This window comes from Flavobacterium sp. B167r (genome assembly GCF_056824315.1).
In genome coordinates this window covers 2,441,783-2,459,683 of record NZ_CP124859.1, presented here as the reverse complement: position 1 = coordinate 2,459,683, position 17,901 = coordinate 2,441,783, and the positions used below count along the sequence as shown (strand labels likewise).

At 34.1% G+C, this 17,901-nt stretch carries 14 protein-coding genes; 4 read left to right on the top strand and 10 right to left on the bottom strand.

The features are described from left to right. Nucleotides 1-236 precede the first annotated feature (236 nt). Entirely contained in the window at nucleotides 237-1,553 is a 1,317-nt protein-coding gene (locus QLQ96_RS10835; RefSeq protein WP_482496670.1) for an ammonium transporter, read from the top strand. Nucleotides 1,554-1,749: 196 nt separating this feature from the next. Here QLQ96_RS10835 and QLQ96_RS10830 read toward each other — a convergent pair whose 3' ends face one another. The 3 genes from QLQ96_RS10830 to QLQ96_RS10820 all read right to left on the bottom strand — a co-directional run bounded on the left by QLQ96_RS10830 (nucleotide 1,750) and on the right by QLQ96_RS10820 (nucleotide 6,730). Next, a complete protein-coding gene (locus QLQ96_RS10830; protein ID WP_482496669.1) occupies nucleotides 1,750-3,831 on the bottom strand; it encodes a protein-disulfide reductase DsbD family protein in 2,082 nt (693 codons plus the stop codon). Then, nucleotides 3,831-5,141: a tRNA lysidine(34) synthetase TilS gene (gene tilS, locus QLQ96_RS10825; protein ID WP_482496668.1), complete on the bottom strand. Its 1,311-nt coding sequence runs from the start codon at nucleotides 5,139-5,141 to the stop codon at nucleotides 3,831-3,833. Before tilS ends, QLQ96_RS10830 begins: the two co-directional genes overlap by 1 nt. A 302-nt stretch (nucleotides 5,142-5,443) precedes the next feature. Next, complete coding sequence (locus QLQ96_RS10820) at nucleotides 5,444-6,730, bottom strand: anthranilate synthase component I family protein (RefSeq protein WP_482496667.1); 1,287 nt, start codon at nucleotides 6,728-6,730, stop codon at nucleotides 5,444-5,446. Between the two features lie 299 nt (nucleotides 6,731-7,029). Here QLQ96_RS10820 and QLQ96_RS10815 point away from each other — a divergent pair, with 299 nt between their 5' ends. Further along, nucleotides 7,030-7,404: a DoxX family membrane protein gene (locus QLQ96_RS10815; protein WP_379700086.1), complete on the top strand. Its 375-nt coding sequence runs from the start codon at nucleotides 7,030-7,032 to the stop codon at nucleotides 7,402-7,404. 56 nt (nucleotides 7,405-7,460) lie between these two features. On the opposite strand, the gene QLQ96_RS10810 is transcribed toward QLQ96_RS10815, so the two are convergent. The 5 genes from QLQ96_RS10810 to QLQ96_RS10790 form a co-directional block, all read right to left on the bottom strand. Further along, the gene (locus QLQ96_RS10810; RefSeq protein ID WP_482496666.1) at nucleotides 7,461-8,003 is read right to left on the bottom strand and encodes a lipocalin family protein; all 543 of its coding nucleotides are present in this window, start codon (nucleotides 8,001-8,003) and stop codon (nucleotides 7,461-7,463) included. A gap of 163 nt (nucleotides 8,004-8,166) precedes the next feature. After that, the gene (lpdA, locus tag QLQ96_RS10805) at nucleotides 8,167-9,570 is read right to left on the bottom strand and encodes a dihydrolipoyl dehydrogenase (RefSeq protein ID WP_482496665.1); all 1,404 of its coding nucleotides are present in this window, start codon (nucleotides 9,568-9,570) and stop codon (nucleotides 8,167-8,169) included. A gap of 379 nt (nucleotides 9,571-9,949) precedes the next feature. Further along, on the bottom strand, nucleotides 9,950-10,240 hold the full coding sequence (locus tag QLQ96_RS10800) for a type II toxin-antitoxin system RelE/ParE family toxin (RefSeq protein WP_482496664.1): 291 nt from the start codon (nucleotides 10,238-10,240) through the stop codon (nucleotides 9,950-9,952). Then, a complete protein-coding gene (locus QLQ96_RS10795; RefSeq protein ID WP_482496663.1) occupies nucleotides 10,230-10,475 on the bottom strand; it encodes a hypothetical protein in 246 nt (81 codons plus the stop codon). The genes QLQ96_RS10800 and QLQ96_RS10795 overlap by 11 nt, the downstream gene beginning before the upstream one ends. A gap of 168 nt (nucleotides 10,476-10,643) precedes the next feature. Beyond that, the gene (locus QLQ96_RS10790; RefSeq protein WP_482496662.1) at nucleotides 10,644-11,102 is read right to left on the bottom strand and encodes an Lrp/AsnC family transcriptional regulator; all 459 of its coding nucleotides are present in this window, start codon (nucleotides 11,100-11,102) and stop codon (nucleotides 10,644-10,646) included. Between the two features lie 357 nt (nucleotides 11,103-11,459). Here QLQ96_RS10790 and QLQ96_RS10785 point away from each other — a divergent pair, with 357 nt between their 5' ends. Continuing rightward, nucleotides 11,460-12,689: an aminotransferase class I/II-fold pyridoxal phosphate-dependent enzyme gene (locus tag QLQ96_RS10785; protein WP_482496661.1), complete on the top strand. Its 1,230-nt coding sequence runs from the start codon at nucleotides 11,460-11,462 to the stop codon at nucleotides 12,687-12,689. Nucleotides 12,690-12,930: 241 nt separating this feature from the next. Here the strand turns inward: QLQ96_RS10785 and QLQ96_RS10780 are convergent, their stop codons facing one another. Both QLQ96_RS10780 and QLQ96_RS10775 read right to left on the bottom strand, forming a co-directional pair. Beyond that, nucleotides 12,931-14,025, bottom strand: a complete 1,095-nt coding sequence (locus tag QLQ96_RS10780; protein WP_482496660.1) for a DUF695 domain-containing protein — start codon at nucleotides 14,023-14,025, stop codon at nucleotides 12,931-12,933. Between the two features lie 294 nt (nucleotides 14,026-14,319). Further along, entirely contained in the window at nucleotides 14,320-16,254 is a 1,935-nt protein-coding gene (locus QLQ96_RS10775; RefSeq protein WP_482496659.1) for an amino acid permease, read from the bottom strand. Nucleotides 16,255-16,616: 362 nt separating this feature from the next. Here QLQ96_RS10775 and QLQ96_RS10770 point away from each other — a divergent pair, with 362 nt between their 5' ends. Beyond that, entirely contained in the window at nucleotides 16,617-17,771 is a 1,155-nt protein-coding gene (locus QLQ96_RS10770; RefSeq protein ID WP_482496658.1) for a Gfo/Idh/MocA family protein, read from the top strand. Nucleotides 17,772-17,901 lie beyond the last annotated feature (130 nt).

Below are 17,901 nucleotides of genomic sequence, written 5' to 3'. Positions count from 1 at the left end.
CAAATATCTATTATCCTACAAAAAATAGCAATCAATTACCCCAAAAATTATCAAAAATGTTGGTAAGTGAAAAAAAAATGTTGCCAAATTGTAAATTTTAAGTTTGTTTTAAGAAATTCACGCAAAATGAAAGGGGTTAAATTTTAAATTTAACAAAAATCAAGCACATAACCCTATTTTTTTAGGGGGTATTAAATGATTTTATACTTTTATAAAAAATTTAAAACTAAATAACTATGCGAAAAATTATTTTAAGTGTGATTCTTATCACGATTTTAGTGCTAACCTTTATTTCAAACTTTATTATTGCAGACAACCCAATTCCTGCAGAAGCTGTAAAGTTTGATACAGGAGATACTGCTTGGATGATCGTTGCAACTGCTTTTGTTTTGCTAATGACACCAGGATTAGGATTTTTCTACGGAGGTATGGTAGGTAAGAAGAACGTAATTAGTACTATGCTGCAAAGCTTTATGGCGATGGTAATTGTTACTATCTTATGGGTTGTTGTTGCTTTCGGATTAGCTTTTGGACCAACAATTGGCGGTATAATTGGTAATCCATCTTCTAATTTATTCTTTGAAGGTGTTGGAACAAATACAGCTTGGAGCCTTGCCCCAACTATTCCTTTTATGTTATTCGCATTATTTCAGGCAAAATTTGCTATCATTACACCTGCATTAATTACAGGTGCTTTTGCAGAACGTATACGTTTCTGGGCATATTTATTATTCATGGTTTTATTCATCATTTTAATATACGCTCCGCTTGCTCACATGACTTGGCATCCTGATGGAGTTTTCTTCAAAATGGGAGTTCTTGACTTCGCTGGAGGAACTGTAGTACACATGAGTGCTGGATGGGCTGCATTGGCTGGAGCTATGTTCTTAGGAAAAAGAAAAATTCAAAAAGCAAATCCCGCAAGAATTACTTATGTATTATTAGGAACAGGTCTACTTTGGTTCGGATGGTTTGGTTTCAATGCGGGTTCTGCTTTAGGTGCAAATGGTCTTGCAACTCAAGCTTTAGGGACAACTACTGTTGCTGCCGCTGCTGCTGCAATGGCTTGGGTTTTCCTTGACAAAATCTTAGGACACAAATTATCTGCCCTTGGAGCTTGTATTGGAGCTGTTGTAGGTCTTGTTGCAATCACGCCTGCTGCGGGATTCGTAAGTATTCCTCACGCAATCTTCATCGGTTTATTTTCTGCAATTGTAAGTAACATTGTAGTTAGCAAATTCCCTAAAGGAAAAATCGACGATGCGCTAGATGTATTCGCTTGTCACGGTGTTGGTGGTATGGTAGGTATGCTTTTAACTGGTGTTTTCGCTTCAAAAGCAATCAACCCTGCAGTTGGTGATAATCAAGGTTTAATCTTCGGAACTCCAACTTTATTCATCAACCAATTAACTGCTTTGGTTATCGTTTCAATCTTTGCTTTTGTAGCTTCTTATGCTTTATTCTTCATTGTAAATAAAATTACTCCTTTAAGAGTTACTGAAGAAAAAGAAGAACTAGGATTAGACATCTCTCAACACGGAGAATTCTTATAAAAATAAATTCCCTTTCTCACATTACTTGATAAATAAAAAAGCACTCTAAATTTGACTTAGAGTGCTTTTTGCTTGAATTAACTTCCCTTTTATTTATTTTAGATTTTAGATTGCAGATTTTAGATTTAGACTCTGGCACATACCTTTCATCTATTTTCTATTTTCTTTCATCTTGCTTCTTGCTTCTATTATCTCTCTATTTAAAATTAGCAATTCCTTCTTTCAGCCATTCTAAATATTCATCAGCGCTTACGTAGCTAATTGTCGGTTTAGAAGTATTTATATTTTTTCCTTCCAAATCTGTAATAACATATAAAGGCTGTGTATTCGTTTTATATTTTGAGATCATAAAGTCAGTCCATTTGTCACCGACTGTAATGATTTTATCTCCGGCAGTAGTTGTAAACTGTTGCTCTTTTGGCAATTCACGCTTATCATCAACATAAAGAGAAATCAAAACCACATCATTTTTTAGAATTGGTAAAATTGTCGGTTCAGACCAAACGTTGTTTTCCATTTTTCTACAGTTTACGCAAGCATAACCTGTAAAGTCTAACATGATTGGTTTGTTAATTTGTTTCGCATACGCTAAACCATCTTCGTAATCGTGGAAAACCATAATTCCGTGCGGACCTAATTCTGCTCCTGCTGGCAAACCTTTTCCTGCTTCTGCAGAAACTGCTCCATTTCCAGATCCTCCAACTCCAAACGGACTTTCGCTATATGTTGGAGGTGGCGGGAATGCACTGATTAATTTTAAAGGTGCTCCCCAAAGTCCAGGAATTAAATACATTGTAAATACAAAAGTTAATAACCCTAAATACAATCTTCCAACAGAAATATGGTTTGTCGGACTATCGTGAGGCAATGTAATTTTTCCGAATAAATATAAAGTCAAAGCTCCGAAAATGGCAATCCAGATTGCGATGAAAACTTCTCTTTCTAAGAAATGCAATTGTAAAACTAAATCTGCATTTGATAAGAATTTGAATGCTAATGCTAATTCTAAAAATCCTAAAACAACTTTAACCGTATTTAACCAGCCTCCAGATTTTGGTAATGAATTTAACCAACCTGGAAACATCGCAAATAACATAAACGGAAGCGCTAATGCCAATGAGAATCCTAACATTCCGACAATTGGAGCGATTCCTCCATTTGAAGCTGCATCAACCAATAAAGTTCCAACAATTGGTCCTGTACAAGAAAATGATACAATTGCCAAAGCCAAAGCCATAAATAATATTCCGATTAAACCGCCTTTGTCTGCCTGTTGATCGGCTTTGTTTGCCCAAGAATTTGGAAGCATAATTTCAAATGCGCCTAAAAATGATGTTGCAAAAACAACTAAAATCACAAAGAAAACAAGATTAAACCAAACATCTGTAGATAAAGCATTTAACGCATCAGCACCAAATATTTTAGTGACTGCAAGTCCTAAAATCACATAAATTGCAATAATAGAAAGTCCGTAGATAATCGCATTTCTAATTCCTTTTGCACGGCTTTTACTTTGTTTGGTAAAGAAACTTACCGTCATTGGAATCATTGGAAAAACGCAAGGTGTAAATAACGCCGCAAAACCCCCTAAGAAAGCAAGAAAAAAGATTGACCATAAACTTCTTGAAGCCGCCGGAACAGGAACTTCTTCTTTTGCTGTTTCTGCTGTTTTTTCAATTTTTGCCTGAGTTGCTTCTTCTTTTTTAACTGTATCAACAGCTAGTCCAACTACTTTTGTTTCATCAGCTTTTACTTCTGCTACAACAGGAACTTCGTCCATTTTGAAAGTTGAAGGAACTGCAATCGAGAATTTCTTACTCGAATTGATACAAACCTCTTTACAAACCTGAAAATCAAAATCTACATCAACCGTTTTTAAGTTTGGATTGATGATTTTAATTTCCTGTTCAATATGTGCTTTTCCTTCAAAGAAAGTTTCATCTACACCGAAAACATCGTTGAAAGCAGTTCTGGTTTTACCTTCCTTTGCTTTTCCAACTAATTCGTAGTTCCCTTTCTGATTTTTAAAAGCTATTTCTAAAGCCAAAGGTCCGCCGTCTGGAGTAAACTGCGAATACATATGCCAGTCTTTTTCGATCGTTCCATCAAAAATTAAAACGGCATTGTTTCCTTTTTTCTCAATTTTAGAAGTCCATTTTACTGGCTCTAATATTTGTGCATTACCTTTTGCAAAAGCAAAGAAAAACACGAAAATTAAAATGGTTTTAGTCCAAACATTTTTTGACAAATTTGTCTGAAGATTTCGAGTAAAGTTCATTATTGTAATTCTATTTTTAGTATTTGATTTGTGGTTTTCTCTATTTTAAAACGCTCGTCCTGTCGTATTCCGACAACCCAGACGATTTCATTTTCAGAACATAAAATCCATGTTTTTTCTTTTTCGATCAATGATAATTTTTCGTCTTTAAAGAGTTTGCTGACTTTTTTAGATTTTCCTCTCATTCCAAAAGGCTGAAAAACATCTCCTTCTTTCCATTTACGTAAAACTAAAGGAAAGCGGATTTTTTCCGAATCGACAAATATAACCCTATTTGAACCGAATGTTGTGTGACCTACGTTACAAAGACTCATTTTTAAGGGAAAATTAACTTCTGTATCCTGTTCACTAATTTCATATTCTTCGTTTTCTGGCATTCCTGAAAACGGACTCAAAATAAGCGTTTCTCTATTTTTCAGCAATCTAAATTCCTCTGAAAGTACTTGTTTCCCCGATTGTCCTTCAACTAGATCGTAAATATCATTCCATGCCGAAAAGCCAAATTCATTCAGCCATTGATACAAATACGATTTATAATTTGGAAGTTTTTTTAATTGATTTAAATCGAAATGAATATCGTCACCTGCTTCTTTAGCCACTTGCTGATAAATCATAATCGAAGCGTCTTCAACCATTTCTTTTGATTCTTGAAGAAACGACTGCGTTTTCTGAAAAGCATCCAAAAAATTAGGATTGATTTCTTTTAAAACAGGAACCAAATTATGGCGGATTTTATTTCGCAAATATTTCGTTGAAGCATTACTGCTATCTTCTCGCCATTCTATTTTATGCTCTTCTGCATATTTCAAAATTTCTTCTCTAGAAAAAGGCAAAAGCGGACGGATAATTTTATCGTTTTGTTCCGGAATTCCAGTTAAACCTTCTAGTCCTGTTCCGCGCGTTAGATTGATAATGAAAGTTTCCAGATTATCATCGGCATGATGTGCTGTTAAGATATAATCAAAGTTTTCTTCTTCTAAAAGTTCATAAAACCAACTGTAGCGAAGTTCTCTTGCAGCAACTTGAGTCGACAATTTATAATCTTTAGCGAAAGCTTCGGTATCAAAATGAGTCGTAAAAATCGGGATATTATTTTGATCGCAATAGTTCTGAATAAATTCCTGATCTCCAAAACTTTCTAATCCGCGGAGTTGAAAATTACAATGCAAAACAGCAATTTCATAAGGCAGTTTGTGCAATAAATGCAACAAAACCATACTATCTAATCCGCCGCTTACAGCTAGAAAAAGCTTTTTTTCGGCTAAAAAAGGAAATCTTGAAACGATATGATTTTGAAATTTTGAAAACATTTGATAAATGTAAAAAATTAAACGCTATCTATTTTTAAATGAAATGTTAAGCGTTGGATTATTTTTTTTCGCCACGAATTCACGAATTATTCTTTATAATGATGGCGCATATTTTCTTTTGCCACAAATTAGACAAATTTCCACGAATTATTTTCTTCAACTAAATAGCCACAGATTAAAAAGATTTACACAGATTTTTTTTAATCCTCTAATCTGTGGCATTATTTTCATATCAAATTGATAATAATAATTCGTGGCTCGAGCGATAGCGAACAGGCGAAGCAAATTCGTGGCTATTTTTTTTATTGCAAAACTTCGTGCATTGCTTTTGCTTTCAACAGGCATTCTTCGTATTCTTTTTCTGGGATAGATTGCGATGTAATGGCACTTCCGACTGAAAAAGAAACGTATTTATTCTCTTGATTGTATAAAATACTTCTGATTACGACATTGAAATCAAAATCGCCTTCAGGCGTAAAATAACCAACTGCTCCACTGTATAATCCTCTTTTGGTTTCTTCGAGATTTTCAATAATTTCCATTACAGAAATCTTTGGCGCGCCAGTCATACTTCCCATCGGAAAGGTTGTTTTTAAAACATCTACGGCAGAATATTGCGGATCTAATTTTGAAATTATCGTCGAAATCATTTGGTGCACTTGCAGAAAAGAATAGATTCCGCAAAGTTCTTCAACCTCAACCGAACCTTTTTGTGCGGTGTACGATAAATCATTTCGAACCAAATCGGTTATCATGATGTTTTCAGCTCTTTCTTTCGCATCTGAAACTAGAATATTTTTCGATTTTTCATCTTCAATCGGATCAGAAAAACGCTTGGAAGTTCCTTTAATTGGCTGCGAAATAATCTTCTCTCCTTCTTTTTTCAAATAACGTTCTGGCGAAGCAGAAAGCAGATATTGCTTGTGATTTTTAAAGAAAACTGAAAAAGGAGGCCGCGAAATCTCATTCAACTTCTGGAATTTTTCTAGCGGATTTATAACAGCATTTTCAGCATAAAATTCCATACAAAAATTGCCTTCATACATATCTCCAACATGAATATGTTCCAGTATTTTGTTTACTTTTTGAACATATAAATCTTTAGGAATACGCTGTTGCACTTCGACTCCGATCAGTGTGACAAATGTTTCTGTTTGCGTTTTTTCAATTTCATTAAGATCCTCATTAATTTCATCGTCACAAAGCATTAAATATTGGATTTCAAGTTCATTCCCTTTTAAAATAAAAATCTTTTTGGGTTGAAAGAAAAACAAATCTGGAAAATGCAATCCATCAAAATTATTAGATTGAAGCTTTTCTGTATCATTCTTTAAATCATACGAAAGATATCCAAAAAGCCAGTCTTTTGTATTTTGCTGATATTGTTTTAAATCTTCAAAAGCATTGAAATAATCTGTTTGTAAAGAAGTAAAGGCATCTACTGCTAATATGCAGTCGAAATTTGAATACTGCTGCGGATAAGAATTGCTGTCTAAAAAAACGACTTCGCGAAATTGTTGCGCCCAACTTAAAAGTTGCTCCTTAAACAGTTTCGGATTGGCAATATTTTTATGGATGGAAATTCTCAAAAATGGTAATTTTAAAAGTCAAAATTACGACAAAAATCTTTCATTAGCGGAAAGCAAAAAAAATAATCAATTGATTTGAATTACATTTGTAAAACTGTTAAAAAGACATTCTTTTTATAAGAAAAAATTCGTTATATTTGATATACAATTAGATTAATCCTAAAACAGTACTAATTTGATTGCAAAATCCTTAAAAAAGAACCTCAAAAAAAATAATTTGTGATTCTCATTTGAGCTTTAGATTGCATCTTTTCCAATGACTTAATTATATTTTTTAACCTTAAAAAATCCTAAGTATTATGAAAATTGCCACAATTATTGTCCGCGTTTTAATTGGCCTTTTGCTGCTTTTTGCCTCAATCAGTTATTTTTTCCATCTAATGCCAGAGCCTGAAACTACAGGAAACTTCAAAGCATTCAATGTAGGCTTAATGGCCTCGACGTATTTAATGCCACTGGCAAAATCTATCGAATTACTGTGTGGAATTGCATTTGTAACTGGGCGTTACGTCACTTTAGCAAACATCTTGATCTTACCCATTACGGTAAATATTTTGTTTATCAATTATTTTTTAGCTCCCGAAGGCTTGCCAATTGCGGTGCTTCTTTTTATAGGAAACTTATTTTTGATTTACAGATACTGGGATAATTATAAAAGTATTTTTACTGCGTAAATCCTTTTTAAATAAGACCAAAAAGCCCGTCAGATTAAATCCGACGGGCTTTTTGTTTAATTTGCTTTATCGTGTTTTACCCAAACCAAATCGGTTACATTATATCCAATTTCCTGAGCTTTAATAAGAAAATCTGCTTTTATGCTTTCTGGAATTGTTTTTTCTCTCGAAAGTATCCACATGTATTTTAAACTTTCTCCAGCCACAAGCGCGTATTTATAATCCGGATCGATTGCTACGACGTTGTAACCAGAATAAAAAGGACCAAAAAATGAGACTTTCAGCATACCAATATTGTCTTTTTTGACAAATCTAGCTTTCCCGACACTTTGTTCCCACTTGTCTTTTTTGACATTATAGCCCTTATTATCGACTTTTATAGTTTTATCTTCGTTTAAAGAATATTCGGCAGTTACATTGTTCAAATCTCTTTCCCATTTGTAATCTAATCTGGCAATTTCGTACCATTTTCCGAGATATTTATTGCCGTCAAAGTTTGTTACAGCTTTTGCATTTTTTGGAATTCCGCCTCCACAAGAGTACAATGCGATTCCAATTCCTGCTCCAATTAAAATCGGAGCTATATATTTACTTTTCATAATACTATCTTTTTAATTATCATAAAGATAGCACCTGAAATACACATCTAATTTACAAAATTATTTTTGATTTTTATATTATCTAAAGCTTAAATTATTGCATAAAAAAACCGTCAGTTCCGAAGTCTCGAAATCTGACGGTTTAAATATCTTTGAACGTAAATTACACGTGTAAAGCTCTGTTTTCTGTAGCTGCCAATGCTGCTTCTTTTACGGCTTCCGCGAAAGTTGGGTGCGCGTGGCTCATTCTTGAAATATCTTCAGCAGAAGCTTTAAATTCCATTGCAGTAACCGCTTCAGCAATTAAATCTGCTGTACGAGCACCAATCATGTGAACTCCTAAAACCTCATCTGTTTTCTCATCCGCCAAGATTTTCACAAATCCATCTAAGTCAGCACTTGCTCTCGCACGCCCTAGAGCTTTGAATGGAAAACTTCCAGATTTGTATTTCACTCCCGCAGCTTTCAATTGCTCCTCAGTTTGGCCAACTGCAGCAACTTCTGGCCAAGTGTACACTACACCAGGAATTAAATTATAATCGATATGTGGTTTTTGACCTGCTAAAATTTCAGCAACCATTACTCCTTCTTCTTCCGCTTTGTGCGCTAACATTGCTCCACGAACAACGTCACCAATTGCGTAAATATTTGGAACGCTAGTTTGTAAATGATCGTTTACTTCAACTTGTCCTCTGTCTGAAATTTTAACTCCAGCTTTGTCAGCGTTTAGACCGTCTGTGTAAGGACGACGACCAACAGAAACTAATGAATAATCTCCTTCAAGCGTGATTGTTTCTCCTTTTGCGTTTTCAGCCTGAACCGTAACAGCGTCACCGTTTCTTTCAACTGATTTTACTTTGTGAGAAACGTAGAATTTCATTCCTTGTTTTTTCAACACTTTAGTTAATTCTTTAGAAAGAGAACTGTCCATTCCTGGAATAATTCTGTCCATGAATTCAACCACAGAAACCTGAGCGCCTAAGCGAAGGTAAACTTGTCCAAGCTCGATTCCGATAACTCCACCACCAATAATAACTAAGTGTTTTGGAACTTCTTTTAAAGCTAAAGCTTCAGTAGAAGTGATGATTCTTTCTTTATCAATTTTGATGAATGGTAAAGAAGATGGTTTTGATCCTGTAGCAATTACAGTATATTTTGCTTCGATAGTTTCTGAAGTTCCGTCAGCTTTTGCAACAGCAATATGAGTTGCATCTACGAAAGAACCTAAACCGTTGAAAACTGTAATTTTATTTTTATCCATTAAGTAGTTGATTCCACCTACGGTTTGATCTACAACTGCTTGTTTGCGCGCGATCATTTTCTCTAAATTGATTTTTACATCACCAGAAACTTCGATTCCGTGATCTGCAAAATGAGCAATTTCTGCATAGTGGTGAGAAGATGATAATAATGCTTTTGAAGGAATACAACCTACGTTAAGGCAAGTTCCTCCTAATGAATTATACTTTTCTACAATAGCAGTTTTGAAACCTAATTGTGCGCAACGAATTGCTGATACATATCCGCCAGGACCTGAACCTATAATGACTACGTCAAATGAACTCATAGTTTTGTCTTTTTTATTTTAAGCGTCACAAATTTAAGGAATAAAGTTCTTTTTAAAGTTTAAATTTCAATGTTTTTTTGTGTGAAATGTGGGGTTTTTATTAACCGCAAAGGGCGCTAAGATTTTACGCAAGGTTCGCTAAGTTTTGTTTTTAATCTTGCAAAGGCGTTAAGTCGCAAAATATTTTTGAATTGCCTCCAGCTTTAGCTGGAGGTCCAATATTGAAATACAAAAAAGGCTTTAGCCAAAACTCTCAAAGTTGGGCTAAAGCCTTTTTCATAGGAATTATTTTTACATCCAGCTAAAGCTGGACGCAAATCAATGATTCTCATATTAAAAAAAACTCAAATCGTTAAAATCTTAGCACTTTTTAAAAAACTCAAGGCTTCTTGTCAGGATTTCTTGAAGTATGAAACACAGAATAAATAATTATTTCTGTTCCGATAATCTCATAAATAATAACAAAAGGAAATTTAACCAAAGTCATTTCTCGATAACTTGGTTCCTTTTTTATTTTATATAATTCTGGATTTGTTTTTAAAACTTTTAGATAAGATTTTAAATAGGTTAGAAATTGCTTACCTAAACCCTTATTTCTACTTTCGTAAAATTCGATAGATTCATCAATTTCTTTTTCTGCTAATGGTAAAATTTTGATTTTAAAAACCATATTTCGCATTCAAACGTTGCTCCGCTTCTTCCCAAGAACTCGCTTGTCTTTCTCCAGACAGATATTTTTCTCTTTCTTCAGCAACTAAATTGTAATGTGAATCTGAGATAATTGACTCCTTTTCATCTTGATTAATGGCATCGAAAACACTTTCCAAAATTTCTAATTTAGAATCATCCTCTATGAATTTACCAAAATCATTTATAAGCTTACGTCTTAATTCCTTAGTTTCCATTTTGATTTTTATTTGAACTCAAATTTAAGGTTTTTAATAATTGGAATATGTTAAGTGTTTTTGTTTTTTTTCCGTTTCAAAGTATGCCATTTAGAAAAAAATGCGTTTAGCAATTCAAGATAAAGAAAAGAAAACTTAGAATCTTAGTATCTCAGAACCTTAGCATCTTTAAAAAGAAATCACCGTTGAATTCTTCACTTCGCTTATCATAAACATACTTTGTGTACTTCCAATGTGCTGTAGCGAAGTTAGTTTGGTTACTAAAAATTCGCGATAGGCTTCCATGTCTTTTACTAGAACTTTCAGAATATAATCGTAATCGCCACTTACGTGATGACATTCTAAAACTTCGTTTAGTTTGATGACTTCGCTTTCAAATTTGGTTAGAAATTCTTTGGTATGCTGAATGAGTTTTAAATGACAGAAAACCACAAATCCTTTTTCGATTTTGGATTTATCAACTAAAGCCGCGTAGCTTTTTATAATGCCTTCGCGCTCTAATTTTTTTATTCGTTCGTAAACTGCTGTTACTGAAAGATTCAATTTTAGAGACAATTCCTTATTTGTCTTTTTACTATCCGTTTGGAGTAAAACGAGGAGTTTTTTATCGATTTCGTCTAGAGTCATTTTGGTTGATTGTTTTTGGTTGATCGTTGATGGTTTTATTAAAACGAAAGAAAATCTATTGAAACATATTTTCTGTAACAAAATTAGATTAAAAATCATTCAAAAGACACTTTACTAGTTTTAAATTCTATAAAAACAATCTCTTATTGACATTTTTTCTAATTAAACTTTTCTTTGACATGAATTTCTTTTGAAAACGAGTGCCCTAGCCCTGATAGAAGTGGAAATCCTTTTGTGCCGGGGTTCGGCACAAAAGATTGAAACGGATAGCAGGAAATAGCTCCTGATAATTTTGTTTCAAGTTTCAGGTTGTTGGAACTTGAAACCTGAAACTTGAAACAAAAAAAACTAAAACATATGAAAGACTTTAATCCAGCAGACAAAATTCAGGATTTGCAATACTTTGGGGAATTTGGCGGTGTGAATCCATCGATTTCTGATTCTTCGACTTATACTTTTTTATCGGCGAAAACCATGTTCGATACTTTTGAAGGAAACATGGAAGGCTGTTATTTATATTCGCGCCATTCTTCGCCAAGTAATTTGTATTTGGATCAGGCTTTGGCAGCGATGGAAGGAACAGAAACGGCAAATGTTTCGGCTTCGGGAATGGGAGCGATTACGCCTACTCTATTGCAATTGTGCGGTGCGGGCGACCACATTGTTTCAAGTCGAACTATTTACGGTGGAACTTATGCATTTTTAAAGAATTTTACGCCTCGTTTTGGTATTGAAACTACGTTTGTTGACATTACAAAATTGGACATTGTAGAAGCCGCGATTACTTCTAAAACAAAAGTTTTGTATTGCGAAACGGTGAGTAATCCTTTATTGGAAGTGGCTGATATTAGTGGTTTGGCAGCAATTGCTAAAAAACACAATTTGAAATTAGTTGTCGATAATACGTTTTCGCCTTTGTCTGTTTCTCCAGCAAAACTGGGTGCTGATATTGTGATTCACAGTTTGACAAAATACATCAACGGAAGCAGCGATACGGTTGGCGGCGTGACTTGCGCATCTAAAGAATTTATTAATTCTTTGAAAAATGTAAACTCTGGCGCGAGCATGCTTTTAGGTCCAGCAATGGACAGTTTACGTTCTGCAAGCGTGATGAAAAATCTGAGAACACTTCATATTAGAATTAAACAGCACAGCCATAATGCACATTTTTTGGCCGATCAATTTGAAAAAGATGGATTGAAAACGGTCTATCCAGGATTGAAAAGTCACCCGAGTCATGAATTGTACAAAACGATGATTAATCCTGAATATGGTTTTGGCGGAATGCTGACGATTGATGTTGGAACTTTAGAAAAAGCCAATGAGTTAATGGAATTAATGCAAGAGCGAAACTTAGGTTATCTAGCAGTTAGTTTAGGTTTTTACAAAACATTATTCAGCGCGCCGGGAACTTCGACTTCGAGTGAGATTCCGTTAGAAGAGCAAAAAAAAATGGGATTGACTGATGGTTTAATTCGTTTTTCTATTGGTTTGGATAACGATATTGAACGCACTTACGAAATGATGAAAGCTTGCATGAAAGAGCTTGGAGTTTTGAAAAAAGATTCTAAGGTTCTGAGTTGCTAAGATTCTAAGTTTTTTCACTTCAGATTTAGCAGATCGGATTGATCTTTTCCTTAACAAAATAATCTGCTCAATCTGCGAGAGAAAAAATTACCCTAATAATAGGAAACATTACTCTATAAATAAATTTGCACGATTTTTTTTAGTTTGTTTAAATCCGCTGGAGATCTTTTCTCTAAGCGGATTTTTTTTGTGAAATTTCAATAAAAAAACCGTTCTGAATAATCCGGAACGGCTTTGCAATTTATTTAGGCTCAAAATGTCTAAACGACTGCCAATATTTATCTTTATAAAGTTCGTAGCCTATTTCAAAAGCTCCGCTGTATTTTTTAATTAATTCGTCAGCAACTTTAGCGGGCTTACGAAAGTCTTTGCATGTGAAGAAGATTTCTCTCTTGTTGTTTGCAGTTTCTCTACCTACGTTTAAATAACCTTCTGAATCTGGCAAACTTAAGATGATTTCTTCTTCTATTTCGTCTAAGAGCTTGTACGTTTTTTCATCTGGCAATCCGCCGTTATCACAGTCGTCAAAAGGAACTGAGACTATAAAAACCCAAGGATGCGATGCTTTTTTATCCCATTCTATAATAGTGGTATTTATTAAAGCCAGAACAATTGAGCCATCCTGTTTTTTGCCTTCGAAATTGGCGTAACCATCATTTTCTGTATTATGTCGTGTCCCTTCATATTTCTCAACAAATTCTTTTTCTCTCCAAATTAAATAATCTTTTAATTTTTCGATCGGAATTAATTCTTCAGAAACATCTTCTGGACCTATAACAACCAAATTATCAATTAAGGTAACAGAATGCAGTTCACCCAAATAATTGTCCAGAAAAATATATACTCCATTGGTTACATTAGCTTTTTTCTCTTCAACAAAATGATCGTAAACAATTACCAAATCAATTTCGTCTGGATAACCTTCATGAACACAAGGATAAAATTTTAAATTTTCTTTACTGAATTCAAACCCCTGATAAGTAATGCCTATACCATTAATATCCGAAGCTGGTTTTAGAGCGGTAAATTTCCATCCGTCAATTTGAGGAGCGGCATTGACCAATTCTTCAATAACATAAATATTTCTAATTGCACCGTCGGGCGTTAAGACTAATTCGGCAGTTTGATCGTCGAACATTCCAGTAAGAAAATAAATTCCTTCGTGAATTTCATCCAACTTTGGAGCTAGTTGATCAAAAAAGCCCTGGTGTATATTTTCTCCGTTTTGAACGGTTTTAAAAAACTCTTTTTCATTTGCTAAAAACCAATTCCAGAAATCATTATAAGATTGTATTGGAACGTCATTTTGTCCCAATATTTTATCAAGAAAACTCATGTATTAAAAAATAAATTTAAAATTTTGCGAAAAACAAACTTAAGGAAAAGCCTCTTTAAAACTTAAGAATATTTGTATAAAAATCAAAACATTTCAAAACACTCTCAGTGCGAATGAGTTAAAGTTTGAAAGTTTATTTCACGCAGATTTAAAGAGATTAAGACACATTCTCACAGGATTATTTTATATAAAAATCCAAACTAAATCTTTTATAAACATTTATAAACTGCGTGAAACAAAAAAGCCGTTCTGAGAATTCTCAAAACGGCTTTCGTTTAACATATAAATTTAAACTTATATTTTTTCGACAAAATTCAGTTTACTATTTTTTCGGCTGTAGCCAAAGTAAATCAGCAATCCGATTATTAACCAAACTGTGAAATAAATCCAGTTCCAAACGCTTAATTCGGCCATCATGTACAAGCAGCAAATTAATCCTAAAAGCGGAATCAAAGAAAGATTTTTTCTGAAAGCCCAAACCGTTAATCCAACTAAAACAAATAAGAAAATCCACATCGGAATTTTGTGTTTGAATAATTGAAAACCTGTTTCGTATTTTAAAGAATCACTTATTGGAAGTCCTTTTACAACCTCAGCATATTTAACCTCATCATCTTGATATTGGCTCAATAAATGCTCTAAATCTGAAGTTTCAGAAGTTTTATTTGTTGCATCGATGCTTTTTAAATAATTAAAAACTTTTGTTGATTCTTCTTTATCTAATGATGTTACAATTGTTGTAGCATCATACGTTTGCGCTTCATTATTAATAAAAGCCATTGTCGCTTTGCTATTGAAAGCAAAAGCATAATACAATCCAGCAATGATTAAAAGCGGTAAAATATATTTTGAATTGATATATGGCGTTTTGAATTTTCCTCTTGGAATTTCAGGTTTATTCTGTAAAACTAAAACTCCTGCACAAACCAATACAAAGGCAAATAATGTCCCAATACTACACAAATCTGTAACCATTGTCAAGTTTAAGAATAATGCTGGAATCGCTACTACAAAGCCTGTTACAATCGTTGCAAAAGAAGGTGTTTTGAATTTTGGATGAACCGTTGAGAATTTCTTTGGCAATAAACCGTCACGGCTCATACTCATCCAGATACGAGGTTGTCCCATTTGGAAAACCAATAAAACGCTCGCCATTGCCACAACCGCACTCACGGCAATAATTCCAGACATCCATTTTAAATTTAATTTATCGAAAACAAATGCAAGAGGATCTCCAACATTTAGTTCGTGATATTTCACCATTCCTGTTAAAACCAGAGCAATAGCAATATATAAAATGGTACAAATGATAATCGCCCACATCATACCGCGAGGTAAATCTCTTTGCGGATTTTTACACTCTTCTGCTGTTGTTGAAATCGCATCAAAACCAATATAAGCAAAGAAAACAGCCGATACTCCTTTTAAAACACCGCCAACTCCATTTGGAGCAAACGGATCCCAATTTGCTGTATCTACATAAAATACTCCAACCGCAATTACTAAAAGTACTACGCAAAGTTTTACAACAACCATTAAGTTACTTGCATTACGAGATTCTTTCATCCCTCTATAAACCAAAGCGGTAATCAAAATAATGATAAACAAAGCTGGAATATCAGTTACAAAATGAAAAGATCCTATAGTTGGAGCTGTTGTCCATGCCGTGTGCGCCTGTTGTAAAGCAACACTTAAATTGTCGAATGATTTTCCGCCGCGCATTAAAGCCTCGGCATCTTTAAAACCGCTTGAAGCAGTTAGGTAATCCATTTGAATCCATTGCGGTAAATGAATTCCGCCACTCTGGAGAAGTCCGGTAAAATAATCGCTCCACGATATGGCGACGGTTATGTTTCCAACGGCATATTCCATGATTAAAGCCCATCCGATAATCCAGGCTATAATTTCTCCAAAAGCTACATACGAATAGGTGTAAGCGCTTCCTGAAACTGGCACCATCGATGCAAATTCTGCGTAAGCAAAAGCAGCAAAACTACACGCAAGAGCGGTAAAAAGGAACAAAAATATTACGGCTGGTCCTCCGTCTGCACTCGCTTTTCCTATGGTGCTAAAAATTCCCGCACCAACAATCGCAGCAATTCCGAAAGCAGTTAAATCTTTGGTTGTAAGGTGCTTTCCTAATGCTCCATGTCCGTCTGCCTCATTTTTTGCAACCTGTTTCAGAATATCCTGCACTGTTTTTTTTCGGAATAAACTTGAAAATGCCATATATGTTTTGCTATTATAAATTGATTTAATTCAGTCCTTGTGGTTTTATTTTGCAAATAATGCAAAAATTATCCTGATTTCAAATATATAAAACGATTTTGTTTTTCTAGCGTTTTTTTCGCCACGAATTCACGAATTATTTTTTCAAATCTTGTTAATAATCTTCTATCGCTCCCGATAGCTATCAGAATGGCAGATAATACAGATTTTTAAAAAATTAAATCTGTAAGAAACTAAAAATCTTCGCACATCTTGCGTAACTTTTTACTTATCTTTAGGTTGAACTATTGTTTCAAACGCAAATGTAACATTTCTAAAAATCAGCTTACTAACAAACATATTTAATTTTATAGAATCATTTTATGGAAAAAATTTCAAGACGTTCTTTTGTAAACAAATTTGGTATTGGAGTTGGAGCTTCAATAGTTATGACAACGCTTCCCTCCTTTTTAGAAGCACCAGAAAAACAATTTACGTATAGCGGAAAAAAATTAAATGTTGCGCTTTGCGGTTTAGGAATTTACGCTTCGTTGCTAGCTGAGGGAATTGCAATTTCAGAATATTGCACTCTTGCAGGAATTGTTACTGGAACACCAGCAAAAGCAACAAAATGGAAAAAACAATATAATATTCCCGAAAAAAACATTTACAATTACCAAAACTTCGACGAAATTATTCATAATAAAGATATTGATTTAGTGTATGTTGTATTGCCAAACAGCATGCACAAAGAGTTTGTAATTCGTGCTGCAAAAGCTGGCAAACACGTCATTACTGAAAAACCTATGGCTATAACGGTCAAAGAATGCGAAGAAATGATTAAGGCTTGTGAAGACAATAAAGTACAGTTAGCGCTTGGTTATCGTTTACATTACGAACCGACACATTTAGAAATTAAACGTTTGGGGCAGGATAAAGTTTTTGGAAAAATTCGTTACATCGAAACTTCATTGGGATATAAAACATACGACACTCTTGATACCAAATCAATAGTTGACAAAAACAATCCGACTGAATGGCGACTTAATAAAAAATTATCTGGTGGCGGACCTTTAATGGATTTAGGGATTTATTGCATTCAGGCAAGCCGATATATTTTAGGAGAAGAACCAATTTCTGTTACTGCACAATTTGGCACTGTAAATAATAAAGATAGATTTTCAGAAACAGAGGAAAGTATTTCATGGCAAATGGAATTTCCGAGTGGTGCAATGGCAAACTGCAATACTTCCTGCGGTTATAATATTGATCGAATTTATGCCACAGCCGATAAAGGTTTTTTTCAATTAAGTCCCGCATTAAGTTATGGCCCTTATGACGGAAAATCATCAAGCGGACCTATAAAATTTCCTCCAATTAACCAGCAACAAACCCAAATGGATGAAATTGCTAAATTGTTATTAGAAAACAAAAAACTTCCAAATCACATTACTGGCGAAGAAGGCCTCAAAGATATAAAAGTCATTAACGCGATCTATAAAGCTGCTGAAACAGGGAAGAAAGTTAGTTTGAAATAGTTTTTTTCTGCCACGAATTCACGAATTATTTTTTCGAATCTATGGCTATTTTTTTCTCTCGCAGATTTAGCAGATCTAGCGGATTTTCATTGTGATAAAGATTTTTGCAGATTTATTTAAAATTAAATCG